This is a genomic window from Hymenobacter sediminis (assembly GCF_003231285.1).
GTDB classification, from domain to species: domain Bacteria; phylum Bacteroidota; class Bacteroidia; order Cytophagales; family Hymenobacteraceae; genus Hymenobacter; species Hymenobacter sediminis.
Map to the genome: position 1 here is coordinate 942560 of NZ_QKNS01000001.1, position 19869 is coordinate 962428.

Here is a 19869-nt window from a genome sequence, read left to right on the forward strand (position 1 = left end):
TAAAGCTCAGGCGGCAGACGCGGCGGCCCGGCCGCCTAGGTCTGCCGCCAGGCTTTATTCCTCCCGCAGGCTTTCCTTGGTGATGACGTCTACCAGGCCATCCTCACTAACTACAATGGCCAGGCAGGGGTAGGGCGAGCTATCTACGTAGCGAATGGCCGAGTTGTAGCGGGCCCCGCGGGTGCTGGTGCCGTGCCCAGAGGCTTTGCCGTCGAGAATAACCCCAATGGAGTAGCAATAGCCTTCCGGGTCCAGGAGCACCGCACCGTCGATGGCCGTAACGAGGCGGGTGATAAGCGGGGTGAGGGGCACCGGCTCAATGAGGGTACACTGTAGCTTGAGGCGGTCAGCCTCGGCCAAGGCTTCGGTGGTGATAACCAGGAGCGTACCGTGCTTTTGGCGGCTGGCTTCCAGCACTACATCCCAAAGGCGCTCAATCTTGGCCGGGTCCGTGAGTTGAAACGTATGCTTCAGGTCGCGGCGGAAACGGGCCCGGTGCAAGCGGGTGCTGGGCAGGCTGGGTAACCCATAGTGGGCGCGCATCAGCACTTGGTTACCGTGCTGAAATTCCCAGGCATAGTGATTCACGAAGCTGATGACAAATAAGTCTTCGCGGCTGACATCGTAGCTGCCTACCTGGCGGCCAAGGGCATACACGTTTTCGCCATCGGCCAGCAGGCTTACCTCGGGCGTAGTCATTTCGAGGAGCTTGCGCACAGCCCGGTAATCGGTGAGGGGGGTAGGGCAGGTAAGGGCGAATATCTCCGAGAGGTTGGGGTGGCCGCGCCGAGCTAGCAGCACTTTGCCTACCCCCTCGGCGCCTTCGTAACGCAAGGAGGAAATGGTGTTGCAGGTAGCGAACAGCTTGGCCGCGGAAGGGTTGGTGCCCAGGTCCTGGGCCGGGGTATCCATGAACAGCTTGCCCGCCGAGCGAATAATTTCGTCGGCGTCGCGGGGGCGCACCAGCAGGCCCGAGCCAGGCTCCGGCTCCGTCAACGACTTCAGGCACTCCTCATGAAAGCGCAGCACGGCGGCCATCAGCAAGGAGTGCGACAACAGGCGACCGTCGGTGTAGTAGCGGTTTTTCTGGAGGGTGGGGTAGGCCTGCATGGCCTTGCGGTTAAGGCGTAGCACCGGCACCACTGAATGCTGATTGATGGGCACGGGGGCACCCGCGAAATAGATGTGACGCGAGCCGGTAGCTACTTCATCCAGCACTTCCTGCACAGCCTGGCGCAGGCCCACCGCCTTTTTCTTGCGCTCAATCATTTCCTCACTCATTAGCTCTCGGTCGGGCGAGTTCCAAGGGTGCAGGTACTGGTAGTAGCGGCCACGGGCCTGGGCCTCCATGAAGGCCTCAGTATTCAGGCCACAATCAATGGGCTCTAGGCACACGGGCACGGCTTCTAGTTCCTCGTCAGTATCGGTAGGCAAGGCCAGCAGCAGCACGTAAGGCGCCAAGTCTTCATCCAGCGCTTCAAAAATGCCCTGGGCTACGGCCTGGGCCGCCTGTCGGAACCGGGCCTGGTAGGGCCAGATGGGGTAGCTGGCAGGCAGGGGTAGGGGAGTGCCAAAAGCGACAGGTGGGGCAGAAACGAGCGGCAGAGGGGAAAGCATAGCGAAAAGGTAAGGCAGGTCGGGGGCAGGAAAGGTCAGACCTGAATTTCGTAGGTCTGACCCCGTAGGTAGGCTGACGCAAACGAAAGGAAACTACTTTAAAAGAGGCCGAAAACCGGCGCAACGTTGCCCGCCAACGAGCAAACAGCGCAAAATATTCTGCCAATGCAATATAATTGGAGCTGTTAGCACCCCTGATTAGTATAACCACAAAAAGGCCAAATTGCTTTCCGGTGGCGATGCGTGTCGTTACAGAGTAAACACGACTGGTAGCACCATCTTCTGTTTCAGCGGCTGGCCTTTGTAGGTAGCTGGTTGCCACTTCGGCGCAGCTTTCAGTAGCCGGATGGCTTCTTCATCAAGGCCGGAGCCCATGCGCTTAACCGGCTTGATTCCAGTAAGGGAGCCGTCTTTCTCCACAATAAACTCCATCATCACTTTTCCCTGAACCTTGCGCTGCCGGGCCAGAGCCGGGTATTTTTGGTTCTGCTGAATCCACTCGAAAAAAGCATCGGTGCCACCCACGGGCCGGGCCGGCGAATCGGGAGCCACTACCTGGGTAGTGCTGCCGGAACCAGCCGGGGAAGCAGCGTCGCTGGCTGTAGCACCGCCCGCGTCGGCCGGAATCTGGAAGGTGATAGGTACGGATACGCGCTGACGCACTACCCCGCCTCGGTGTTGGGCTGGGGTCCAGCGCGGGCCGCCTTTGATTAGCCGGATGGCCTCTGCATCCAGAGCGGGGTTAATAGGCTGGGCCACGGCTACATTAGAAATAGAGCCGGTTTTTTCTACCACGAATGATACTGTAACCGTCCCTTGCACGCCCGCTTGCAAGGCCGCCGTGGGGTATTGCTGCTTATCGGCCAGGTATTGCGCGTAGGCTTCCAGGCCGCCCACCGGCACGGCAGGCTTTTCTACGGCATCATAAATGTCGGAGGCGGCGGGTTGCTTGGGATATTTTAGCTTCTGTTGGGCCAGAACCGGAGTAGTACCAACCAACACGCCAGCAAGCAGGAAGAGGCGAAAAGCTTGTTTCATAGGGGAGGAAAGTGTGGGGAGCAAGACAGTATTGGCACAACAACCGCACCAGCCCACAGCGGAGTTTCCGGGTTCTACGAAAAGTGCCGGTTTTCGGTAGCTTTGGTCTGATGGCCTCTGATGTAACTTGCTCTCCCCATATTTCATCCCGGATTGGTAGGCCTGTATCCGCACGTCCGCAGGGTACATTTTTTGAGGTCCGGTAGTCCTCCACAGCGCTTACCTTACTATCTATTTGCGTGCAACTACACTTTGTTTTCCTAGGACTGCTCGTGTTGTGGTCCTGTGAATCAAAATCGAAGACTACGCTTGCGGCTGCTACCCCGGCTAAAGCTGCCTTATTGGGCAATGCTACTACTCCAGCGACGGTGCCAACTGCTTCCTCCTGGCAAGGCGACTACGAAGGCTCCCTGAGTGGAAAGTACCCGTTTCGGCTATCCATCACAGCACAAGATGACAGCAAGCAGGTACGGGGATGGTACTACTACCTCAGCCAGCAAAAACCCATCTGGCTCGAAGGGTACGTAACCTCCTCAGGCGACCTGTGGCTGGGGGAGATAAACCCGGCGCAGTCTGACCTGACCGAACATTGGAATGGTAGCCGACAGCCGCGCCAGCCCTTTGCCTATTTCCATTTGCGTCGTACAGGGGTGGGCGTTCTTGCGGGTACTTGGCGGGCAGCTAAATCGGAGCGGCAACTCTCCACGCAGCTGACAAGCTACCGAAGCACCGGGTTTGCTGAGAAGGCACACGTAGGCGAACAAACATATTTCGGGGAATTTACAGAACCTGTATTTACCGTACCCGATTCCCGCGTGTCCGAGAAGCTGTGGGAGGCTTTCGATGTGGCGCAACTGGCTGGCATGACGTGGGAGGACTTAGAGCAAGAAGCAAAAGCGCGTAAGGGTGGTGAGATACGCGGTTACCTGGGCACTGATGCAAAAGTGACTTATAATGATCGGGGCCTGCTGAGTGTGTGGCTACGCAGTGAGCAGATAACGGGCGGAGGGCAGCTGTTTGCCCGGATGTGGTCGGTGGTGATGGACCTGCGAACGGGCGAGCAGCTGACCGATGAAATCGACCCCGCCAAACGCCCTGCTTTTCTGGCTGTGTGCGAGCAGAAGCTACAGCGGCAAATCAGTCGTTACCTGCACGAAAACCCACAAGACTCAACTGATGAAGCTGGGCTGCGCAGCCAGCACGTAACGGGGGCAGGCCCGCCCACCGATTTGCACGTAACGGCTGACAGCGTGACGTTTCACCACGAGGTGGATTACGAAGGCATGACCCACTTCGTGCGAAGAGACATGGAATACCATTTTCGGGTAGCTTTCGCGCACACCGAGCTAGCACCTTTTCTGAAGCCTGATAGTCCCTTGCAGCGGCTCGTAAAGCGGTAGCCCTACCTCCCCTTAGGGCTGCGTACCTTCGTGGCTTCATTGATTCTGCTGCCGTGCCTGCTACTACCACCGCTTTTCGCCCGCTTACCGTTCCGCCTGCTGAGTTATTTCAGGAAAACCTTGTTCATTACACGGAGCGCGAAAATTACTTTGCCAGCCGGCATAGGGTAGTAGCGCTGGTGCGGCTGCTGGTGTTTGGGGGAGCAGCTGCCGGAGCCTGGGCCTTGTTCAGCCAAGGAGAAGTAGCGGCCGGCTTTGGGGTGATAGGAGTAGCCTACCTGCTATTTCTGGGGCTGGTGCGCTGGCACACGCGGGTAGGTTATAAGCGGGAGCACCAGCGCCTGCTGGCACAGCTCAACCGCGACGAGCTGGCCCGCTTGGAAGGCAACCTCGCGGGCTTCGACCCCGGCCTGCGCTACCTCGACGCCCAACACGCCTATGCCACCGACCTCGATGTATTCGGCTCGCACTCCTTATTCCAACTCTTAAACCGCAGCACTTCCCGCCTGGGGCAAGACTGGCTGGCCGGTTGGCTGCTAGCGCCCAGCCCGGTTGCGGCGGTGCAGGAGCGGCAGCAGGCCACCGCCGAGTTGGCCCCCGATGTAGCCTGGCAGCAGGAGTGGCAGGCCCGGGCCCGCCACTACCCCCGGCAGGAGTCGGACCCGCGTGGGTTTGCAGCCTGGCTTCGGCAGCCCAATTTTTTCGAGGGTAAAGGCTGGCTGCTACCCCTAATGGCTTTGCTGCCCCTGGCAGGGGTAGGGAGTATTGTAGCTGCGCTGAATGGCTACGGCACCTGGCCCCTGCTGGTGCTGCTGCTAACCAGCGCCCTGAACGCCCGGTTCGGTGCTATCCGGGCTGAGTACTACCAGCACGCCACCACCATGCGCGATGCCCTGCGCGCCGCCCACGACCAACTGGCCTTGTTCGAAGCTGGCCAGTGGCAAAGCCCGGCTCTGCGCCGCCTGCACCGCACCTTGCACGATACCGGAGGGGTAGCGGCGGCCCGGCTATTGGAGCAGCTCTCGGGGGTAGCAGGCTGGTTTTCGGCCCGCCAGAACCCCGCCGTGGCCGGCCTACTGAACACGGTGCTACTCTGGGATTTGTGGGGTATATGGCAGCTGGAGCGCTGGAAGCGTCGCCTGCCCGAGGGCCTGGAACCGTTGCTGGAAGCTGCTGCCGAGCTGGATGCCCTGGTTAGTCTGGCTGCCTTCCGCGCCGCCAACCCCACCTTCGTGCAGCCTGCCTTAACAGAAACGCCGCTTACCGTGGTGGCCGAAGCCATGGGGCACCCCTTGCTGTTTGGCGGCACCGGGGTGCGTAACGATTTCCGGACTGAAGGTGCGGGCCAGACGGTGGTAGTTACCGGCTCGAACATGGCCGGTAAAAGCACCTTTCTGCGCACAGTGGGCCTGAACTTGGTGCTGGCGCAGGCAGGAGGGGTAGTACCTGCAGCAACCTTCGCCTGCGGACCGGCCCAGGTGTACACGGCCATGCGCACCAACGACAACCTAGCCGAAAGCACTTCCTCTTTTTATGCCGAGCTGAAGCGCTTACGCCTGCTGCTGGACCTTACTACCCCCGAGGCCACAGCCAACTCCCTGCCGGTTTTCTACCTGCTCGATGAAATTCTGAAGGGGACCAACTCTCAGGACCGCCACCGCGGGGCCCGGGCCCTGGTGCACCAGCTGCGGCAGCGCGCCGCTAGTGGCCTTATCAGCACCCACGACCTGGAACTGGCCGCGCTGGAACAAGAACTGCCGGAGCAGGTGCGCAACGTCAGCTTCAACAGCTTCCTGAACCCCGATGGCACTCTGCATTTCGACTACCGCCTCACGCCGGGCGTGTGCCGATCCTTCAATGCCAGCCAGTTGATGCGCCTGATGGGCATTGTGCTGAGCGAGGAGTAAACATTCCGGCTTAACTGCCTATTTGGTAACTGTCGGGCTAAGGGAATTCGTAGAAAGAGCAAGCAGTCAGCATTTAACCCGAGGTTAATGTTGGGCACCTACTTTAACGAGCCTACCTGCTTCTAGCACCTTAACTCCTTCTGCGTGTACATCCGCGAAAACCTCCGTTGGCATATTATCTGGAAACTTGGCTGGAAGGCTGTCACGATTTTTACCGTGTACAGCCTGCTGGTCTGCATCATCTATGGCCCGCTGGGTTTCCACTCCGTGGCTATTCCGTGGCAGCCCGTGGCTACCCTGGGTACGGCGGTGGCCTTTTACATAGGCTTCAAAAATAACGGCTCCTACGACCGTTTCTGGGAGGGTAGGCAGCTCTGGGGTGGCATAGTAAACAGCAGCCGCACCACGGCCGTCCAGATTCTGGAGTTTGTTACCTCCGTGGTTGATGCGCCCGGTATTGATGCTCCTGCTGCCTCCGCTGCCGAGCTGACCAACAGGCACCGCCGCATGGTGTACCGCCAGATTGCCTGGTGCAACGCCCTGCGCATTCATCTGCGCCGCCAGCCCGAGCAATGGGATGCCGCCGTGGCTCCTTTTCTGGAAGATGAAGAATCGGAGCAACTGCGCCAGATGGCCAACCCGCCGGCCCAGCTGATTCGGCGGCAGGCCGCTGAGCTGCGCATGCTGCGTGAGGAGCGCGGCCTGCTCAACGACTTCCAGCACGTGACCATGATGAACACGCTGGAAGTGCTCTACAACCTGCAAGGAGGCTGCGAGCGAATCAAAAACACGCCTTTCCCACGGCAATATGCTTTTTTTAGCATGGTGTTCGTGTATTTGTTTACGGCCCTAATGCCCTTGGGGCTGGTAATGGAATTCGCCAAAATCGGACCGCAGCATGTCTGGCTGACGGTGCCTTTCTCGGTGTTGGTATCCTGGGTGTTCGCCACCATTGAGGCGGTAGGCCACAGCAGCGAAAACCCCTTTGAGAACAATATGAACGATGTGCCCATGACGGCCATCTGCCGCTCCATTGAAATTGACCTGCGCCAGATGCTCGGCGAAACTGAAGTGCCACCCAAGCTGGATCCAGTAGAAGATATTCTGTACTAAGCGGCGTAAAGGCTACAGGACTGAAAGCGCGAGGTTCGTTTCCCTTCTTACTTATCAGGAGGAAAACGAACCTCGCGCTTTCGTAGCGAAACCACATCTGGCCTCAAAAGAGCGCTGGGTTAGCCAAGCTCAACCTTAACCCCAGCCGAAGGCGCGGCGTACCTCTTCAGGACACTTCTTATCCTGACCCAACGCCACTATGCCTACGCCCAACCCTGCCCAGACTTCTGGCACTACCATCTCCTCCTGGATAGGTACCGCCCCGGCCCTGCCTTCTTTCCAACCCCTGCACGAAAACCTAACAGCCGATGTGGTGGTGGTAGGCGGGGGCATTGCTGGCCTTACCCAGGCTTATTTGCTCGGGCTGGAAGGGAAAAAGGTAGTGCTGCTGGAAGATGGGGAGTTGGCCAGCGGCGAAACCGGTCGCACCACGGCCCACCTCAGCTTCGCCCTCGATGACCGGTATACCACCCTGGAGCAATTGTTTGGCGAAGAAGGTGCCCGCCTGGCTGCTGATAGCCACCGCGCCGCCGTGGACCGTATTGAGCGTATTGTAAAGCAGGAGCAAATTGACTGCGACTTTACCCGTTTGCCCGGCTACTTATTCTTGCCCCAGAATGGCACGGTGCAGGAGTTGGACGACGAGCAAAAAGCTGCGCACCGGGCAGGCCTAGTAAACGTGGAGCGCCTACCGGATGCTGGTGCGCAAGGCTTCCGGACCGGCGAGTGTCTGGTATTTCCTAACCAAGGGCAGTTTCACATTCTGAAGTATCTGCGTGGGGTAGCCCAGGCCGTTGAGCAGCAGGGCGGCCGCATCTTCACCCGCACCCACGTCAAGGAAGTGCACGGTGGCTCCGACGCCCACGTAGTAACCGACGGTGGCCATGAGGTGCGCGCCCAAGCCATAGTACTGGCTACCAACACGCCCTTCAACGACCTGGTGGTGATGCACACCAAGCAGCACCCTTACCGCACCTACGTCATCGGGGCTCGTGTACCCAAAGGGTCAGTAACCAAAGCCCTGTACTGGGATACTGCTGACCCTTACCACTACATCCGGCTGCAGGAGGTAGAAAACGCCGATTACGATTTGCTGATTGTGGGCGGCGAGGACCACAAAACCGGCCAGGAGCCCAACCCCGAGGAAAACCTGCGCTGCTTGGAAACCTGGGTAAAAGACCACTTCCCTACCGCCGGGCAGGTAGAATACCGCTGGTCGGGGCAGGTGATGGAGCCGGTGGACGGGTTGGGATACGCCGGCCGTAACCCCCTCGATGATGACAACATGTACATCATCACCGGCGACTCGGGCCATGGCATGACTCACGGCACCCTCGGCCCCATGATTATTACCGACCTGATTCTGGGCCGCGAAAACCCCTGGGCCAAGCTCTACGACCCCGGCCGCGTAACCGTGAAGGCCGAATCGGTGAAAGAGTACGTGAAAGAAAACATCAACGTAGCGGCCGAGTACACCGAGCTGCTCACGGGAAGCAAAGTGAAAACGGCCGAGGAAGTGGCGCCCGGCACTGGAGCAGTAATTGGGCGCGGACCGCTGAAGGTGGCCGTGTACAAAGACCCCGCCGGCCAGGTGCACGAATGCTCGGCCGTGTGCCCGCACCTGCACTGCATTGTGCACTGGAACGGACTGGAAAACAGCTGGGACTGCCCCTGCCACGGCTCCCGCTTCGATGCCTACGGCAAGCTGATGACCGGCCCCGCTAATTCTGATTTACTGCCCGTAACGGAATAACAGCAGCACAGGCTTCAGACCGTGGTATGGGGTAGGAAATTGGCTCTAGCCAAGCACCTACCTCGGGCCACGAGTTGAAATATCGTGGTGTATCCCTGCCGGATAGCCCCTACCTTTCGCCCCCGAACCGAAGCTGGTGCGTATAAGCCGGGTTTACCTTTCGGTGTAGCCTCCTCCATGAACGAACGGGTCCGTTCCTTTCAGTACTTTTTTACCAGTCAGGAATTTTCGGATGGTCTGCGGACCACACTTTCTATTCTGCTGCCTGGCCTGGTGCTGGGCTTGCTGGGCGAGCTAACCAACGGCTTGGTGGTGTCGCTCGGGGCCGTGTGCGTCAGCCTGACGGATACGCCCGGCCCCATGGTGCACAAGCGCAATGGCATGCTGGCCGCTACCTGCCTCATCGGGCTGATGGCCATTATCACGGGCTTTCTGCACCCTTTCCATTGGCTGCTGGGGGTAGAGGTAGTGCTGTGCAGCTTCGTGTTTACCATGCTGCTGGTGTACGGCAACCGCGCCGGGGCCGTAGGCACGGCTGGTCTGCTCGTTATTATTCTGATGCTGGACCGGCCCCTTAAGCCCGAGGAAGTGCTACCCTATGCCGGCATGGTAGTGGCTGGCGGCTTGTGGTACCTGAGCGTAACCATGCTGCTTTACAGCCTACGCCCGTACCGGCCGGCTCAGCAGGCCCTCGGCGACTGTATCCGGACTATTGCTGATTTCCTGCGCCTGAAGGCCGAGTTTTACCGCACCGGCACCAACCTCGAGGCTGATTACCGCCGCCTGGTAACCCAGCAGGTAACCGTGAGCGAAAAGCAGGACGCCGTGCGGGAACTGCTGTTCAAAACCCGCCAGACCATTAAAGAGTCTACCGGGACGGGGCGCCGGCTGGTGCTCACGTTTGTGGATGTGGTGGACCTCTACGAGCAAATCACCATTACCTACCACGACTATGCGGCCTTGCACCAGCGCTTCGAGGCGACCGGCGTGCTGGACCTGATAGCCCAGGAAATTGAGGAGCATGCCGCCGAGCTAGAAAACATCGGCTTCGCCATTCAGGCCAATCATGGCTACACCTCCCGGCGCAACCTACTGGCCGGACTGGAAAAAATAAAGGCCCGGATTGATGCTCTGGACGAGCCCAGCCGGCCCGGGCATACCCTCATGCTCAAGAAGATTCTGGTGAACCTGCGCAACCTCAGCCAGCGCCTCCAGGATATTCTGGCCTACTTTGATGCCAACGCGCCGGCTCCCTCCGGGCGGGAACTGGAGTTCGGCCGCTTTGTGGCTCACCAAAGCTTTGATCTGAAGCAAATCCGTGACCACCTGACGCTGCAATCCAGCATCTTCCGGCACTCTATGCGCATGTTTGTGGCCTGCTCGGTGGGCTTCCTGGTTACACAGGTACTGCCCGGCCACCATAGCTATTGGGTTATCATGACGATTACCTACATGCTCAAGCCGGCTTTCAGCCTCACCAAGGAGCGCAACGTGCAGCGCGTGCTGGGCACGCTGGCGGGTGGGGCCATTGGAGCCGTCGTGCTCTGGCTGATTCCCGACCACCGGATTTTGCTGGGCCTGATGGTGCTGTTCATGCTGATTTCCTACAGCCTAGTCCGCATTAACTACCTCGTCACGGTCACCTTCATGACGCCCTTCATCCTGATTTTATTCAGCTTCCTGGGGCTGGGTTACGTGCAGATAGTGGAGGAGCGGGTGTTTGATACGGTGCTGGGCTGCCTGATTGCCTTCTCGACGGGCTACCTGCTGTTTCCCAATTGGGAATCGGGGCAGCTGCACGACTACCTGAAGGCGGTGTTGCGGGCCAACCTGCACTACCTACGTACCCTGCAGGAAACCCTCACCGGCTCCCCAGTAGCGTTGCTCGACTACAAGCTGGCGCGGAAAGATGTGTACGTCAGCTCGGCTAACCTGGGGGCTGCGTTTCAGCGCATGATGTCGGAGCCGCGGGGCAAGCAGCACCGGCCCACCGAGGTGCACGAGTTTGTGGTGCTTAATCACATTCTTTCCTCCAACGTGGCATCTATTACCTCCGCTATTTTATCCGGTGAGCTGGAGGCCCGCCTACCCCTGGCCAGCCTGAAAGCCCTGCGCCAAGCCCAACAAGCCCTGCACCGCAGCCTCCGCCGCCTCGATCCGCAGGAGCCCGAAGCCGCTCCCACCGAGCCCGCCGTGCCTACCCCGCCCGCCGTGCCCGATGCCCAACTCATCGAGCAGCTGGAGTTTATCCAGAAAGTCAGCAGTGACATCAATAAGGTGACAGAAGCCGTGCTGAAGTAGTGTTTCTGCTCCAGGCCAATGGCGGAAGTGCTCGGCTGGCTCACGTCTGTGGCTCCCGCGCATAAGGAACGATACCCGCCTACCCCTCTGAAGCGGGCCAAACCCACCCAAGCAGAAATCAGCGCCAAGCCCATCGGTCAGAGGCTTCCAGTGATGAGGAGAGTATGGGGTAGTAACTCAACAGGAAATGGTTAGATTCGTGAGCTATCCTGTTCACTATCAGCCTGCGGCCCGTGAGTCATCTTGTCCTGCGTGAGAGTGCCGGCCTGCGGTACTTTACTTTCTTCTACCTCTATGTAATGCAGGGCATCCCGGCGGGCTTCGGGCTGACGGCTGTGGTAAACTACCTGACCGGGCGGGGGCTGGACTCGGCAACGGTGGCTTCCTTTTCGGCGGCCGTAGGGTTACCCTGGACCCTGCAGTTCGTGTGGGGGCCCCTCATTGATAAGTACCAGGAATCCATCATTGGGCAGCGTAAGCATTGGGTGCTACTCACGCAGCTGCTGGCGGCCGTGGCTTCGTTGGTGTTGCTGCTGGTGCACGACCCCGCAAGTCAGCTCCGGCTTATGCTGCTGGCTTTTGTCGTGCACAGCGTCTTTGCTTCCGTTCAGGATGCCAGCGTCGATGCCATTGCCATTGCGGTGGTTCCGGAGGCAGAGCGGGGTAGGGTGAATGCCTTTATGCGCGGAGGCTTCCTGCTGGGCTCCTCACTGGGCGCGGCCGGTTTGTCGTGGATGCTGCACCGCTACGGCTTTTTTCAGGCCGCGCTGGTGCAGTCGGTGGCGCTGCTGGCTTTCACGGTGCTCACGTTTTTTGTTCGGCTAGAGCGCGCTGATCGGCTGGTGCCGCGATTTAGAGCCCTACCCCCCGGCGCGCGCCGAAACGCCGATAACCCACCGGTGGCCTGGCTGTTTCGGGAATTATTGCGGGCCATTGGGGAGCCGCGCACTCTGCGCCTGTTCAGCGTTATTGCCCTCACATATCTGTGCTTTGGCGTGTTTGGCTGGGCATATTCCTACCACCTCATTCATGAGCTGCACTGGGCCGATGCCGACGTATCGGTGCTACAGGGTAGCTGGGGAAGCGCGGCCACCCTATGCCTAATGGTGGCGGGGGGCGTACTGGCCGATCGGCTGGGGGCTGCGCAACTGCAGCGGTGGGTAACGCTGGGTCTGGGGAGCTTTCTGCTAGTTTTCTGTAGCCTGAGCTTTCTGTGGCACCACCAACCGGTGGCTACTCTGGGCCTGCTTATCTGGAACCTTGCCGACCCCAGCCTGAGCGTGGCCGCTCTGCCGCTACTGATGGGATTGTGCCGTCCGCGCATCGAAGGCTCCCAGTTTACTACCTATATGGCGCTGGTAAACTTGTGCGGGGTGAGTGGCTCCTACGTTACGGGCTGGGCTTTGCGGGTAATTTCGGCGCCGGGGTTAGGGCTGTTGTGCGGGGTAGTGGTGGTAGGGTTGGGGGTAGTGCTGCTCCGCCAGCGCCAACGGCAGGCGCTGCCTACGCCGCAGGTAACGGCCGCTTCCTAACACGGCAGTGCCACGGCAATGCTCGTGCCCTCGGTGGAGCTGCTGACCTGCATCTGCCCCCGCAGGTAATACTTATGGTAAAATACTTAGGCACAAAATCCACCCGCTAACCTGGCCATGAGCCTTGGTTGACGGGTGGATTTTTGCTGGCCCTTAGCGTAGGGCACCAGTGGCAGCTATTCCGCCGGAAGGCTGCGGGTAATGCCGAGCTCCAGGCCGCGCAACTCCGCCAGGCCCCGCAGGCGGCCAATGGCGGAGTAGCCAGGGTTGGTTTTCTTGTGCAGGTCGTCGAGCATCTGGTGGCCGTGGTCGGGGCGCATGGGCAGGCTGCGGCCGCGGCGGCGCATTACTTGCACCAGTTCACGCATCACGGCATACATGTCCACGTCGCCTTCCAAGTGGTTGGCCTCGTAAAAATTGCCGTGCTCGTCGCGCTGGGTACTGCGCAGGTGCAGGAAGTGAATTCGGTCGGCAAACTGGCTTACCATCCGGGGTAGGTCGTTGTCGGGCCGCACCCCGAATGAGCCGGTACAGAAGCACAACCCGTTGCTGGCCGAGGGCACGGCATCAAACAGCGCCTGAACATCGGCGGCGGTACTCACCACGCGGGGTAACCCCAGAATGGGGTAAGGTGGGTCGTCGGGGTGAATGGCCAGGTTGATGCCCACTTCTTCCGCTACGGGCACAATATCCTGCAGAAACAGGATGAGGTGTTGCCGCAACGTGTCGGCATCTATGCCCTGGTACGTATCCAAAGCCTGCTGAAACTGCTCCAGCGTAAAGCTTTCCTCACTGCCTGGTAGTCCAGCAATCAGGTTGCGAACAAGCTGATGTTTCTCGGCCTCACTCATGCCAGCCAACCGGGCTTCTGCCAGGGCCAATTCAGTTGCCGAGTACTCAGCTTGAGCGCCGGGGCGCCGTAGGAGCAAGGCATCAAACGCCACGAAAGCTGCGCGCTCGAAGCGAAGGGCACGGGAGCCGTCTTCTACCTCATAGGCCAGGTCCGTACGGGTCCAGTCCAGCACGGGCATGAAGTTGTAGGTAACCGTATAAATGCCGCAGGCAGCCAGGTTGCGCAGGCTTTGTTGATAGTTCTGGATGTAGCGAGTAAAGTCGCCGGTGCGGGTTTTAATCTGCTCGTGCACAGGTACACTCTCCACCACACTCCATACTAAACCCGCCGCGGATACTTCCGCCTGCCGCTGACGGATTTCGGCTACTGGCCAGACCTCCCCGTTCGGAATGTGGTGCAGGGCCGTGACGACGTCAGTAGCGCCGGCTTGGCGGATATCGGATAGGCTTACCGGATCAGCGGGGCCGTACCAGCGCCAGCTTTGAATAATAGAAGGCATTAGGAAGGGGTAGTAAAGGCAGGTTTGGAATGAATGAAGGGGTAGGCAAATGCCAGAGACGCTGCTACTAGCAACTCCTCCGGCTCGCTAAGGCGAAGGAAGGGGGTAGCGGTGATAAAACGTATGAACTCGTCCGATAAGGCCATCCTCTGCATGTCAGGAGGCTACGGTTTTGTGTGTTCAAACAACGGAGAGGGGTAGGGCTACTTGGCCGCTTGGCCCTCGGGTTTCAGGGTGCGGGCTAGCCAATCGAAGAACACCCGGTTCCAGAGCACCGAGTTTTGGGGCTTGCTGATCCAGTGGCCCTCGTTGGGGAAGTACAGAAAGCGGCTGGGGATGCCGCGCAGCTGGGCCGTACCAAAGGCTTCCATGCCCTGGCCCTCGGGCACCCGGAAGTCCTTGCCGCCATGAATCACCAGCATAGGCGTATCCCAGTTTCTCGCGAAAAGCTGCGGGTTGAAATCGGTGTAGCTTTTTGCTAGGGTAGCATCCCAGGGTGCGCCGCCCATATCGTGCTTGGCGAAAAACATTTCCTCCGTGCTGGGGTACCAGCTGGTGAGGTTGTAGAGGCCGGCGTGGGCAATAAAGGTCTTGAAGCGGCCTTCGTGCTTGCCCGCCAGCTGGTACACTGAGTAGCCACCGTAGGAGGCGCCCACGCAGCCGCGACGGTCTTTATCCACGTAGGGCTCTTGGCTCACGGCGTCAATGGCCGAGAGATAGTCGCGGATGGGCTGCCCGCCCCAGTCGCCCGAAATGCTGTTGTTCCACTCCGTACCAAAGCCCGGCAGGCCGCGGCGGTTCGGGGCCACCACAATATAGCCGTTGGCCGCCAGCAGCTGGAAATTCCAACGATACGAGAAGCTCTGGGTAATGGGACTTTGCGGGCCGCCCTGGCAGTAGAGCAGGGTAGGGTATTTTTTGCTTGGGTCAAAGTCGGGCGGGTAGATGACGTACACCTGCATCTGCTTGCCGTCGGTGGTTTTCACCCAGCGGGCTTCGGTTTTGCCGGGTTGAACGCCTGCTAGCTCCTGCTCATTGATGCGGGTGAGCGGGGTTTCGCGTCCGGTTTTCAGGTCGAGGCGTACCAGGTCGGCGGGCTGGGCTTGGGTGGTTTTGTTGGCAATGGCTACATCATTACCGGCCAGCTCGAAGGAGTTGTAGTTCTGAGCTCCTTTAGTCAGCTGTTTCAGCTTGCCGCCCTTACTCGGGATGGAAAATAGCTGCTCGGTGCCTTCCAGCACGCTCAGGAAGTAAATCGTCTTGCTATCGGGGCTCCAGCGGATGTTGGCCGCCGACTGCTCCGAACCCTTGGTGATATCCTCACGCTTCCGGGTCTTGAAGTCATAGACCACAATGCCGTTGCGGTCTGACTCAAAGCCGGGGGTAGCCATACTCAACCATGCTACTTTGGTACCATCGGGCGAGAAAACGGGCTCCACATCATAGCCGCCCAGGCCCTCCGAGAGGTTCTGGGTTTTGCCTTCCCGAATGTCGTAGAGGTAGATGTCGGAGTTGGTGCTTTCGGCCTCGGCCTTGCCATAAAGCTTGCGTGAGGTGTAGGCCAGCCGGTACCCATCGGGCGAAAACGCTAGCTGCTCAGAGCCGCCCAGTGGGGCCAGCGGGGCGTCAAACCGCTCGCCGGGCATTATGTCCTTGGCGTAGCCGATGGGCTTGCCATCTTTCCCAATCGGCTGAAAGAAAACGTGGCTCGACTTATAATCGTCCCATACGTTCCAGTGGCGGTAGTTCAGGTCGTCGATGATGCGGGCGTCGGCCTTGGGTAGGTCGGGGTACCAGTCCTGCACCGACTTGCCGGTTTTCACATCTTGGGTGTACAGGATGAACTTACCGGTGGGCGCAAATTTCAGGTTGGCCAACCCTTCGTCGGGAAACTCGCTGAGCTTCTGCTTGCCCGAGCCATCGGCGTTCATCACGTAAAGCTGCTCCGTGCCGCCTTCGCCGGAAAGAAAAGTCAGCCGGCCATCCGGGCGCCAGTTTAGCGTGCTTTCAGAGGTAGGCGTGTTGGTGAGCTGCCGGGCTAGGCCGCCCGCTACTGGTACCACCCAGATGTCGGAGTTGCCTTTGTTTTCACTGAGGTTGTAGCGCGTCACGGTATAGGCCACCGTTTTGCGGTCCGGCGACACCTGCATTTCGCCCAGGCGGCCCAGCTTCCAGAGCAGCTCGGGGGTGTACACGGTGCTTTGTTGAGCTGCTGCGGCTAGCGGCAATAGGGCCAGCGCAGTCAGGAAAGGTCTTTTCATAGGGTGGATTCAGGGAAACAGAGGAAAGAAGCAAGTTAGGCAGAACCAGGTTTTCACCAGCGGAAGGGGGTAGGCTGGCGGGGCTGCTCTTGCCCTGTTCGCCTACCCCCGTACCTTGCATCTATGCCCGATTTTCGTTTGCGCGTTTTTCAGTCGGTAGCCCGGCACCTCAGCTTTACCAAGGCCGCGCAGGAGCTCTATATCACCCAGCCAGCCATTACCAAGCACATCCGGGAGCTGGAGCGCACTTATGGGCAGCGCCTGTTTGAGCGGCGCGGCAACCGGGTAAGCCTCACGGAGGCCGGCACCCTGCTCCTGGCCCACGCCGACGAGGTAGCTCAGTTGCACCAGCAGCTTACGGAGCAGTTGCACAACCTCCACGGCGAAGCGGCCGGCCGCCTGCGCCTGGGGGCCAGCACTACCCTCACGCAATATGTGCTGCCCGGCATTTTGCCCGGTTTCCAGAAACGCTACCCCCAGGTAGAGCTGACGCTGCTCAACGGCAACTCCGAGCAAATTGCCGAAGCCATCCTCAGTGGCCACCTCGACCTGGGTTTTGTGGAGGGCCGCTCCAAAAGCCGCGACCTGCACTACGAGCCCCTGCTGGCCGATGAATTGGTAGCCGTGCGCAAGGCTACCCCGGCAGGCCCGCCCCCAGAGCCCATGCCTCTGGCCGAGGCCGTAGCCCATCCGCTCGTGCTGCGGGAGCGGGGCTCGGGCACGCTAGAGGTGTTGGAATTTGCACTGCGCGAACAAAAAACCAAGCTCACCGACCTGCGCGTGGCTTTTTATTTCGACAACACGGAAGCCATCAAATCCTACCTCGAAGCCGCGCCCGAAGCCCTCGGGTTTGTGTCGAGGCGGGCTCTGGCGCGTGAGCTGGAAGCAGGTTTGCTGGAGATAGTGCCCATTCAGAATCTGCAGTTGCTCCGCAGCTTCGAGGCGTTGTGGGTACAAGGTCAGCCCCTGTCTAGAGCTGCCGAGCGGTTTCTGCGCTACGCGCACCAGCAGTATAACTTTAAGTAATTACCGATAACCATTTAGGATTATCATGGGGGTAGGGGCTGCCGTACTTTTGACCAGCAGTACCCTCGCCCATGAAAACCACCCGCCCCCTCGCCCACACCTCAGCCTTTGTTGATGCTCCCGAGCCGCATCCGCAGGCCTTGCAAACCCCACCAATTTCGACGCCAGCAGTTGCAGCCCCTGCTTCGGCGGCCAACCGCTCCGGGCGCTTACCACAGGTAGTATTTGTCATTCTGCTGGGTTTCTGCCTTACTCCCTGGGCGTCGCCGCCGCTGGCTTTGGCCTTGGGCTTGGTGTTGGCTCAAACGGTAGGCAACCCTTTTCTGGCGCAAACCCGCAAGCTTACAGCCAAGCTGCTGCAATACGCTGTTATCGGGCTGGGCTTTGGCATGAACGCGCATGCGGCCGTGCAGGCGGGTAAGGAAGGGCTGTTGTTTACGTTAGCCTCCATTGCTGGTACCCTTGTGCTGGGCTACGTGGCTGGCCGCTGGCTGGGGCTAGGCCGCCACATTACCCACCTGATTTCCTGCGGCACCGCCATTTGTGGCGGCTCAGCCATTGCGGCGGTCGGCCCGGTGTTGCGCGCCAAGGAAGAGGAAATGTCGGTGGCACTAGCCACGGTATTTGTGCTCAATGCGCTGGCCTTGTTTGCGTTTCCGGTGGTGGGGCACACGCTTAGCATGACCCAGAACCAGTTCGGGCTGTGGTGCGCCATTGCTATTCACGATACCAGTTCTGTGGTAGGAGCGGCCGCTGCTTATGGCGAGCAGGCCCTGCAGGTAGCTACCACCGTTAAGCTGGCCCGCGCCCTCTGGATTATTCCGGTTGCGCTGGGCACGGCGCTGGCGTTCCGGCAAAAGGATGTAAAAGTCAAGATTCCTTACTTCATTCTGGGCTTTATCGGGGCTATGCTCTTGAATACCTACGTGCCAGCTACGCACGTAGTAGCGCCGTACCTGGTGCAGCTAGCCAAACTGGGCCTCACTGCTACCTTATTCTTTATCGGGGCGGGCTTGTCGATGCGGGCGGTGAAGGCCGTTGGGCCGAAGCCGTTCATCCTGGGTAGCGGGCTGTGGCTGGTAGTTTCCCTTGTGTCGCTCTACGCTATTCTGTATAGCCTGTAAACATTTAAGTCCTACCCCCACTTACAAAGGCAAAGCCCCGGGTCCGCGCGGACCCGGGGCTTTGCCTTTGTAAGTGGGGGTAGGGGGCAGCCGTTATTCGCCGGCCTTTTTGCGGCCCGAACCGCTTTTCTTCCCACCGCCGTCTTGCTTATTCACGGTGGCCCAGGCGCGCTTCTCGGCTTCTTCTTCCGAGAGGCCGCGCTTCTCGTAGCTTTCTTCGATGTGTTCAGCCTGCCGCTTTTGCTTGTCGGTGTAGGCCGATTTATCTCCTTGTGGCATGATGCAGGTGTCTTGAGGGTGAACGAATTAGGCTTCGTGCCTGAACCCGGTTTACGCGAGCTTTTTCAGGTTGTTATGCCGAGCTTTCGGCTTCCGGTTAGTTACGCCTACCTATCTTCGCCCCTCGTTCACCAGTCGTCTTCTGCCATGCGCCAGCTCGCCATTATTCCGCACCCCGATGTCAAGATTACCCTCTTCAGCTGGAATGGCAAGTACCTGATCAAGCTGGAAAAGGGCCCTTTCGAACAAACTTATAAGGTAAGTGAACTGGACCTGACTGGGGAGGAAGACATTCACTTGCTCCTCGACCAGGAATTTGTGCAGGCGGCAGTCCAGCGGTTTGCGGGCATGCAGCAGGATTTGCAGGCGGCCTTCGACCGGCACGGTATCTGATAACCCACGCTCTGACCTCGTTTTTCTGTTTTTCTACTCAGTTTATATGAAACAATTTTTCGGCTTATGGCTGGTGCTGGCTGCTCTCTGCTCGCCCCTGGCCGTGCAGGCTCAGCTCTACGACGCGCGCAGCAGCAGCGTCAATTTTGAAAAGCGCGAGCGGGACGCCGTGAAAGTGCAGGTAGAAGGTACCGCCCAGTGGACCCGCGACTTTTGGCAGGCTTGGCTCAAGGACACCTATAATATTAAGCTGAAGGGTTCCGGTGTGTTTGGGGTAGGGAAGAAGGATGTGCTGGAAGCCAAGCAGGTGCCCATGTCCAGCGTAACGGGCAAGCTCCTCGATTTGTATTCTACCGTCACTTCGCCTTCCGATACGGTATCGGAGCTATCAGTATGGGCGGCCATGGGCCCCGATGCCTATTTGTCGGCCTCCGGCACGCCTTCCGAGTTCAGCTCCCTGCGCACCATTGCCCAGAGCTTTGCCGCCGCTGCCCGCCTGAAAGCCTACCGTGAGCAGATTGCCGAAGCCGAAAAGCAGTTGGTAGCTGCTGAGAAAGACAAGGAGAAACTGGAGAAGGAGCGCGTCACTCTGGCCAATACTACCAAAGCCAACCTCGAAAAGATAGAGCTGCTGAAACAGCAGAATGCTGCCAACAAGCTGAAATCGGCCGAGGACTCCGTAAAGCTCCTCGACAACGCTCGGCTCACCGAATTGCGTAAAGCGCAAGTAGAGCGCCGTCGCGCCCGCCTCACCAACCTCGACCGGAAGTAGC

General features: G+C 59.4%; 15 protein-coding genes. 10 read left to right on the forward strand and 5 right to left on the reverse strand.

Features of this window, described 5'->3' with window-relative positions; genetic code table 11:
* Window positions 1-54 precede the first annotated feature (54 nt).
* Together DNI29_RS04055 and DNI29_RS04060 are read right to left on the reverse strand one after the other, a co-directional pair.
* On the reverse strand, window positions 55-1617 hold the full coding sequence (locus tag DNI29_RS04055; protein WP_110976764.1) for a DNA integrity scanning protein DisA nucleotide-binding domain protein: 1563 nt from the start codon (window positions 1615-1617) through the stop codon (window positions 55-57).
* A 249-nt stretch (window positions 1618-1866) separates the two neighbouring features.
* A complete protein-coding gene (locus tag DNI29_RS04060; protein WP_162303499.1) occupies window positions 1867-2655 on the reverse strand; it encodes an energy transducer TonB in 789 nt (262 codons plus the stop codon).
* A 239-nt stretch (window positions 2656-2894) separates the two neighbouring features.
* On the opposite strand from DNI29_RS04060, the gene DNI29_RS04065 reads away from it, so the two are divergent.
* The 6 genes from DNI29_RS04065 (at window position 2895) to DNI29_RS04090 (ending at window position 12661) form a co-directional block, all read left to right on the forward strand.
* Window positions 2895-4055 carry a hypothetical protein gene (locus DNI29_RS04065; protein WP_123823060.1) on the forward strand — a complete coding sequence of 387 codons (1161 nt, stop codon included), beginning with the start codon at window positions 2895-2897 and terminating at the stop codon, window positions 4053-4055.
* Between the two features lie 53 nt (window positions 4056-4108).
* Complete coding sequence (locus tag DNI29_RS04070; protein ID WP_110976767.1) at window positions 4109-5962, forward strand: MutS-related protein; 1854 nt, start codon at window positions 4109-4111, stop codon at window positions 5960-5962.
* A 144-nt stretch (window positions 5963-6106) separates the two neighbouring features.
* A complete protein-coding gene (locus tag DNI29_RS04075) occupies window positions 6107-7075 on the forward strand; it encodes a bestrophin family protein (protein WP_110976768.1) in 969 nt (322 codons plus the stop codon).
* Window positions 7076-7274: 199 nt separating this feature from the next.
* A complete protein-coding gene (locus tag DNI29_RS04080; RefSeq protein ID WP_110976769.1) occupies window positions 7275-8828 on the forward strand; it encodes an FAD-dependent oxidoreductase in 1554 nt (517 codons plus the stop codon).
* 177 nt (window positions 8829-9005) lie between these two features.
* Window positions 9006-11129, forward strand: a complete 2124-nt coding sequence (locus DNI29_RS04085) for an FUSC family membrane protein (RefSeq protein WP_110976770.1) — start codon at window positions 9006-9008, stop codon at window positions 11127-11129.
* Between the two features lie 233 nt (window positions 11130-11362).
* Complete coding sequence (locus DNI29_RS04090; protein WP_123823061.1) at window positions 11363-12661, forward strand: MFS transporter; 1299 nt, start codon at window positions 11363-11365, stop codon at window positions 12659-12661.
* 176 nt (window positions 12662-12837) lie between these two features.
* Here DNI29_RS04090 and uxuA read toward each other — a convergent pair whose 3' ends face one another.
* The gene (gene uxuA / locus DNI29_RS04095) at window positions 12838-14013 is read right to left on the reverse strand and encodes a mannonate dehydratase (RefSeq protein WP_110976772.1); all 1176 of its coding nucleotides are present in this window, start codon (window positions 14011-14013) and stop codon (window positions 12838-12840) included.
* A gap of 203 nt (window positions 14014-14216) precedes the next feature.
* The gene (locus tag DNI29_RS04100) at window positions 14217-16274 is read right to left on the reverse strand and encodes a S9 family peptidase (protein ID WP_110976773.1); all 2058 of its coding nucleotides are present in this window, start codon (window positions 16272-16274) and stop codon (window positions 14217-14219) included.
* 123 nt (window positions 16275-16397) lie between these two features.
* On the opposite strand from DNI29_RS04100, the gene DNI29_RS04105 reads away from it, so the two are divergent.
* Together DNI29_RS04105 and DNI29_RS04110 are read left to right on the forward strand one after the other, a co-directional pair.
* Complete coding sequence (locus DNI29_RS04105) at window positions 16398-17300, forward strand: LysR substrate-binding domain-containing protein (protein ID WP_110976774.1); 903 nt, start codon at window positions 16398-16400, stop codon at window positions 17298-17300.
* Between the two features lie 71 nt (window positions 17301-17371).
* Window positions 17372-18424, forward strand: coding sequence for a YeiH family protein (locus tag DNI29_RS04110; protein WP_110976775.1), 1053 nt, complete (start codon window positions 17372-17374; stop codon window positions 18422-18424).
* Between the two features lie 93 nt (window positions 18425-18517).
* Here the strand turns inward: DNI29_RS04110 and DNI29_RS04115 are convergent, their stop codons facing one another.
* Window positions 18518-18703 (reverse strand): hypothetical protein, encoded by a 186-nt coding sequence (locus DNI29_RS04115; protein ID WP_110976776.1) that lies wholly within the window; start codon window positions 18701-18703, stop codon window positions 18518-18520.
* A gap of 147 nt (window positions 18704-18850) precedes the next feature.
* On the opposite strand from DNI29_RS04115, the gene DNI29_RS04120 reads away from it, so the two are divergent.
* Both DNI29_RS04120 and DNI29_RS04125 read left to right on the forward strand, forming a co-directional pair.
* Window positions 18851-19096, forward strand: a complete 246-nt coding sequence (locus DNI29_RS04120; protein WP_110976777.1) for a hypothetical protein — start codon at window positions 18851-18853, stop codon at window positions 19094-19096.
* Window positions 19097-19142: 46 nt separating this feature from the next.
* Window positions 19143-19868 (forward strand): hypothetical protein, encoded by a 726-nt coding sequence (locus tag DNI29_RS04125; protein ID WP_110976778.1) that lies wholly within the window; start codon window positions 19143-19145, stop codon window positions 19866-19868.
* Window position 19869 lies beyond the last annotated feature (1 nt).

What these genes read in the sequence shown, in the direction of transcription:
- DNI29_RS04125 (WP_110976778.1), top strand. Translation starts at nt 19,143, where the DNA reads ATGAAACAATTTTTCGGCTTATGGCTGGTGCTGGCTGCTCTCTGCTCG.
- DNI29_RS04115 (WP_110976776.1), bottom strand. Translation starts at nt 18,703, where the DNA reads ATGCCACAAGGAGATAAATCGGCCTACACCGACAAGCAAAAGCGGCAG.
- DNI29_RS04085 (WP_110976770.1), top strand. Translation starts at nt 9,006, where the DNA reads ATGAACGAACGGGTCCGTTCCTTTCAGTACTTTTTTACCAGTCAGGAA.
- uxuA (WP_110976772.1), bottom strand. Translation starts at nt 14,013, where the DNA reads ATGCCTTCTATTATTCAAAGCTGGCGCTGGTACGGCCCCGCTGATCCG.
- DNI29_RS04110 (WP_110976775.1), top strand. Translation starts at nt 17,372, where the DNA reads ATGAAAACCACCCGCCCCCTCGCCCACACCTCAGCCTTTGTTGATGCT.
- DNI29_RS04055 (WP_110976764.1), bottom strand. Translation starts at nt 1,617, where the DNA reads ATGCTTTCCCCTCTGCCGCTCGTTTCTGCCCCACCTGTCGCTTTTGGC.
- DNI29_RS04120 (WP_110976777.1), top strand. Translation starts at nt 18,851, where the DNA reads ATGCGCCAGCTCGCCATTATTCCGCACCCCGATGTCAAGATTACCCTC.
- DNI29_RS04105 (WP_110976774.1), top strand. Translation starts at nt 16,398, where the DNA reads ATGCCCGATTTTCGTTTGCGCGTTTTTCAGTCGGTAGCCCGGCACCTC.
- DNI29_RS04060 (WP_162303499.1), bottom strand. Translation starts at nt 2,655, where the DNA reads ATGAAACAAGCTTTTCGCCTCTTCCTGCTTGCTGGCGTGTTGGTTGGT.
- DNI29_RS04080 (WP_110976769.1), top strand. Translation starts at nt 7,275, where the DNA reads ATGCCTACGCCCAACCCTGCCCAGACTTCTGGCACTACCATCTCCTCC.
- DNI29_RS04100 (WP_110976773.1), bottom strand. Translation starts at nt 16,274, where the DNA reads ATGAAAAGACCTTTCCTGACTGCGCTGGCCCTATTGCCGCTAGCCGCA.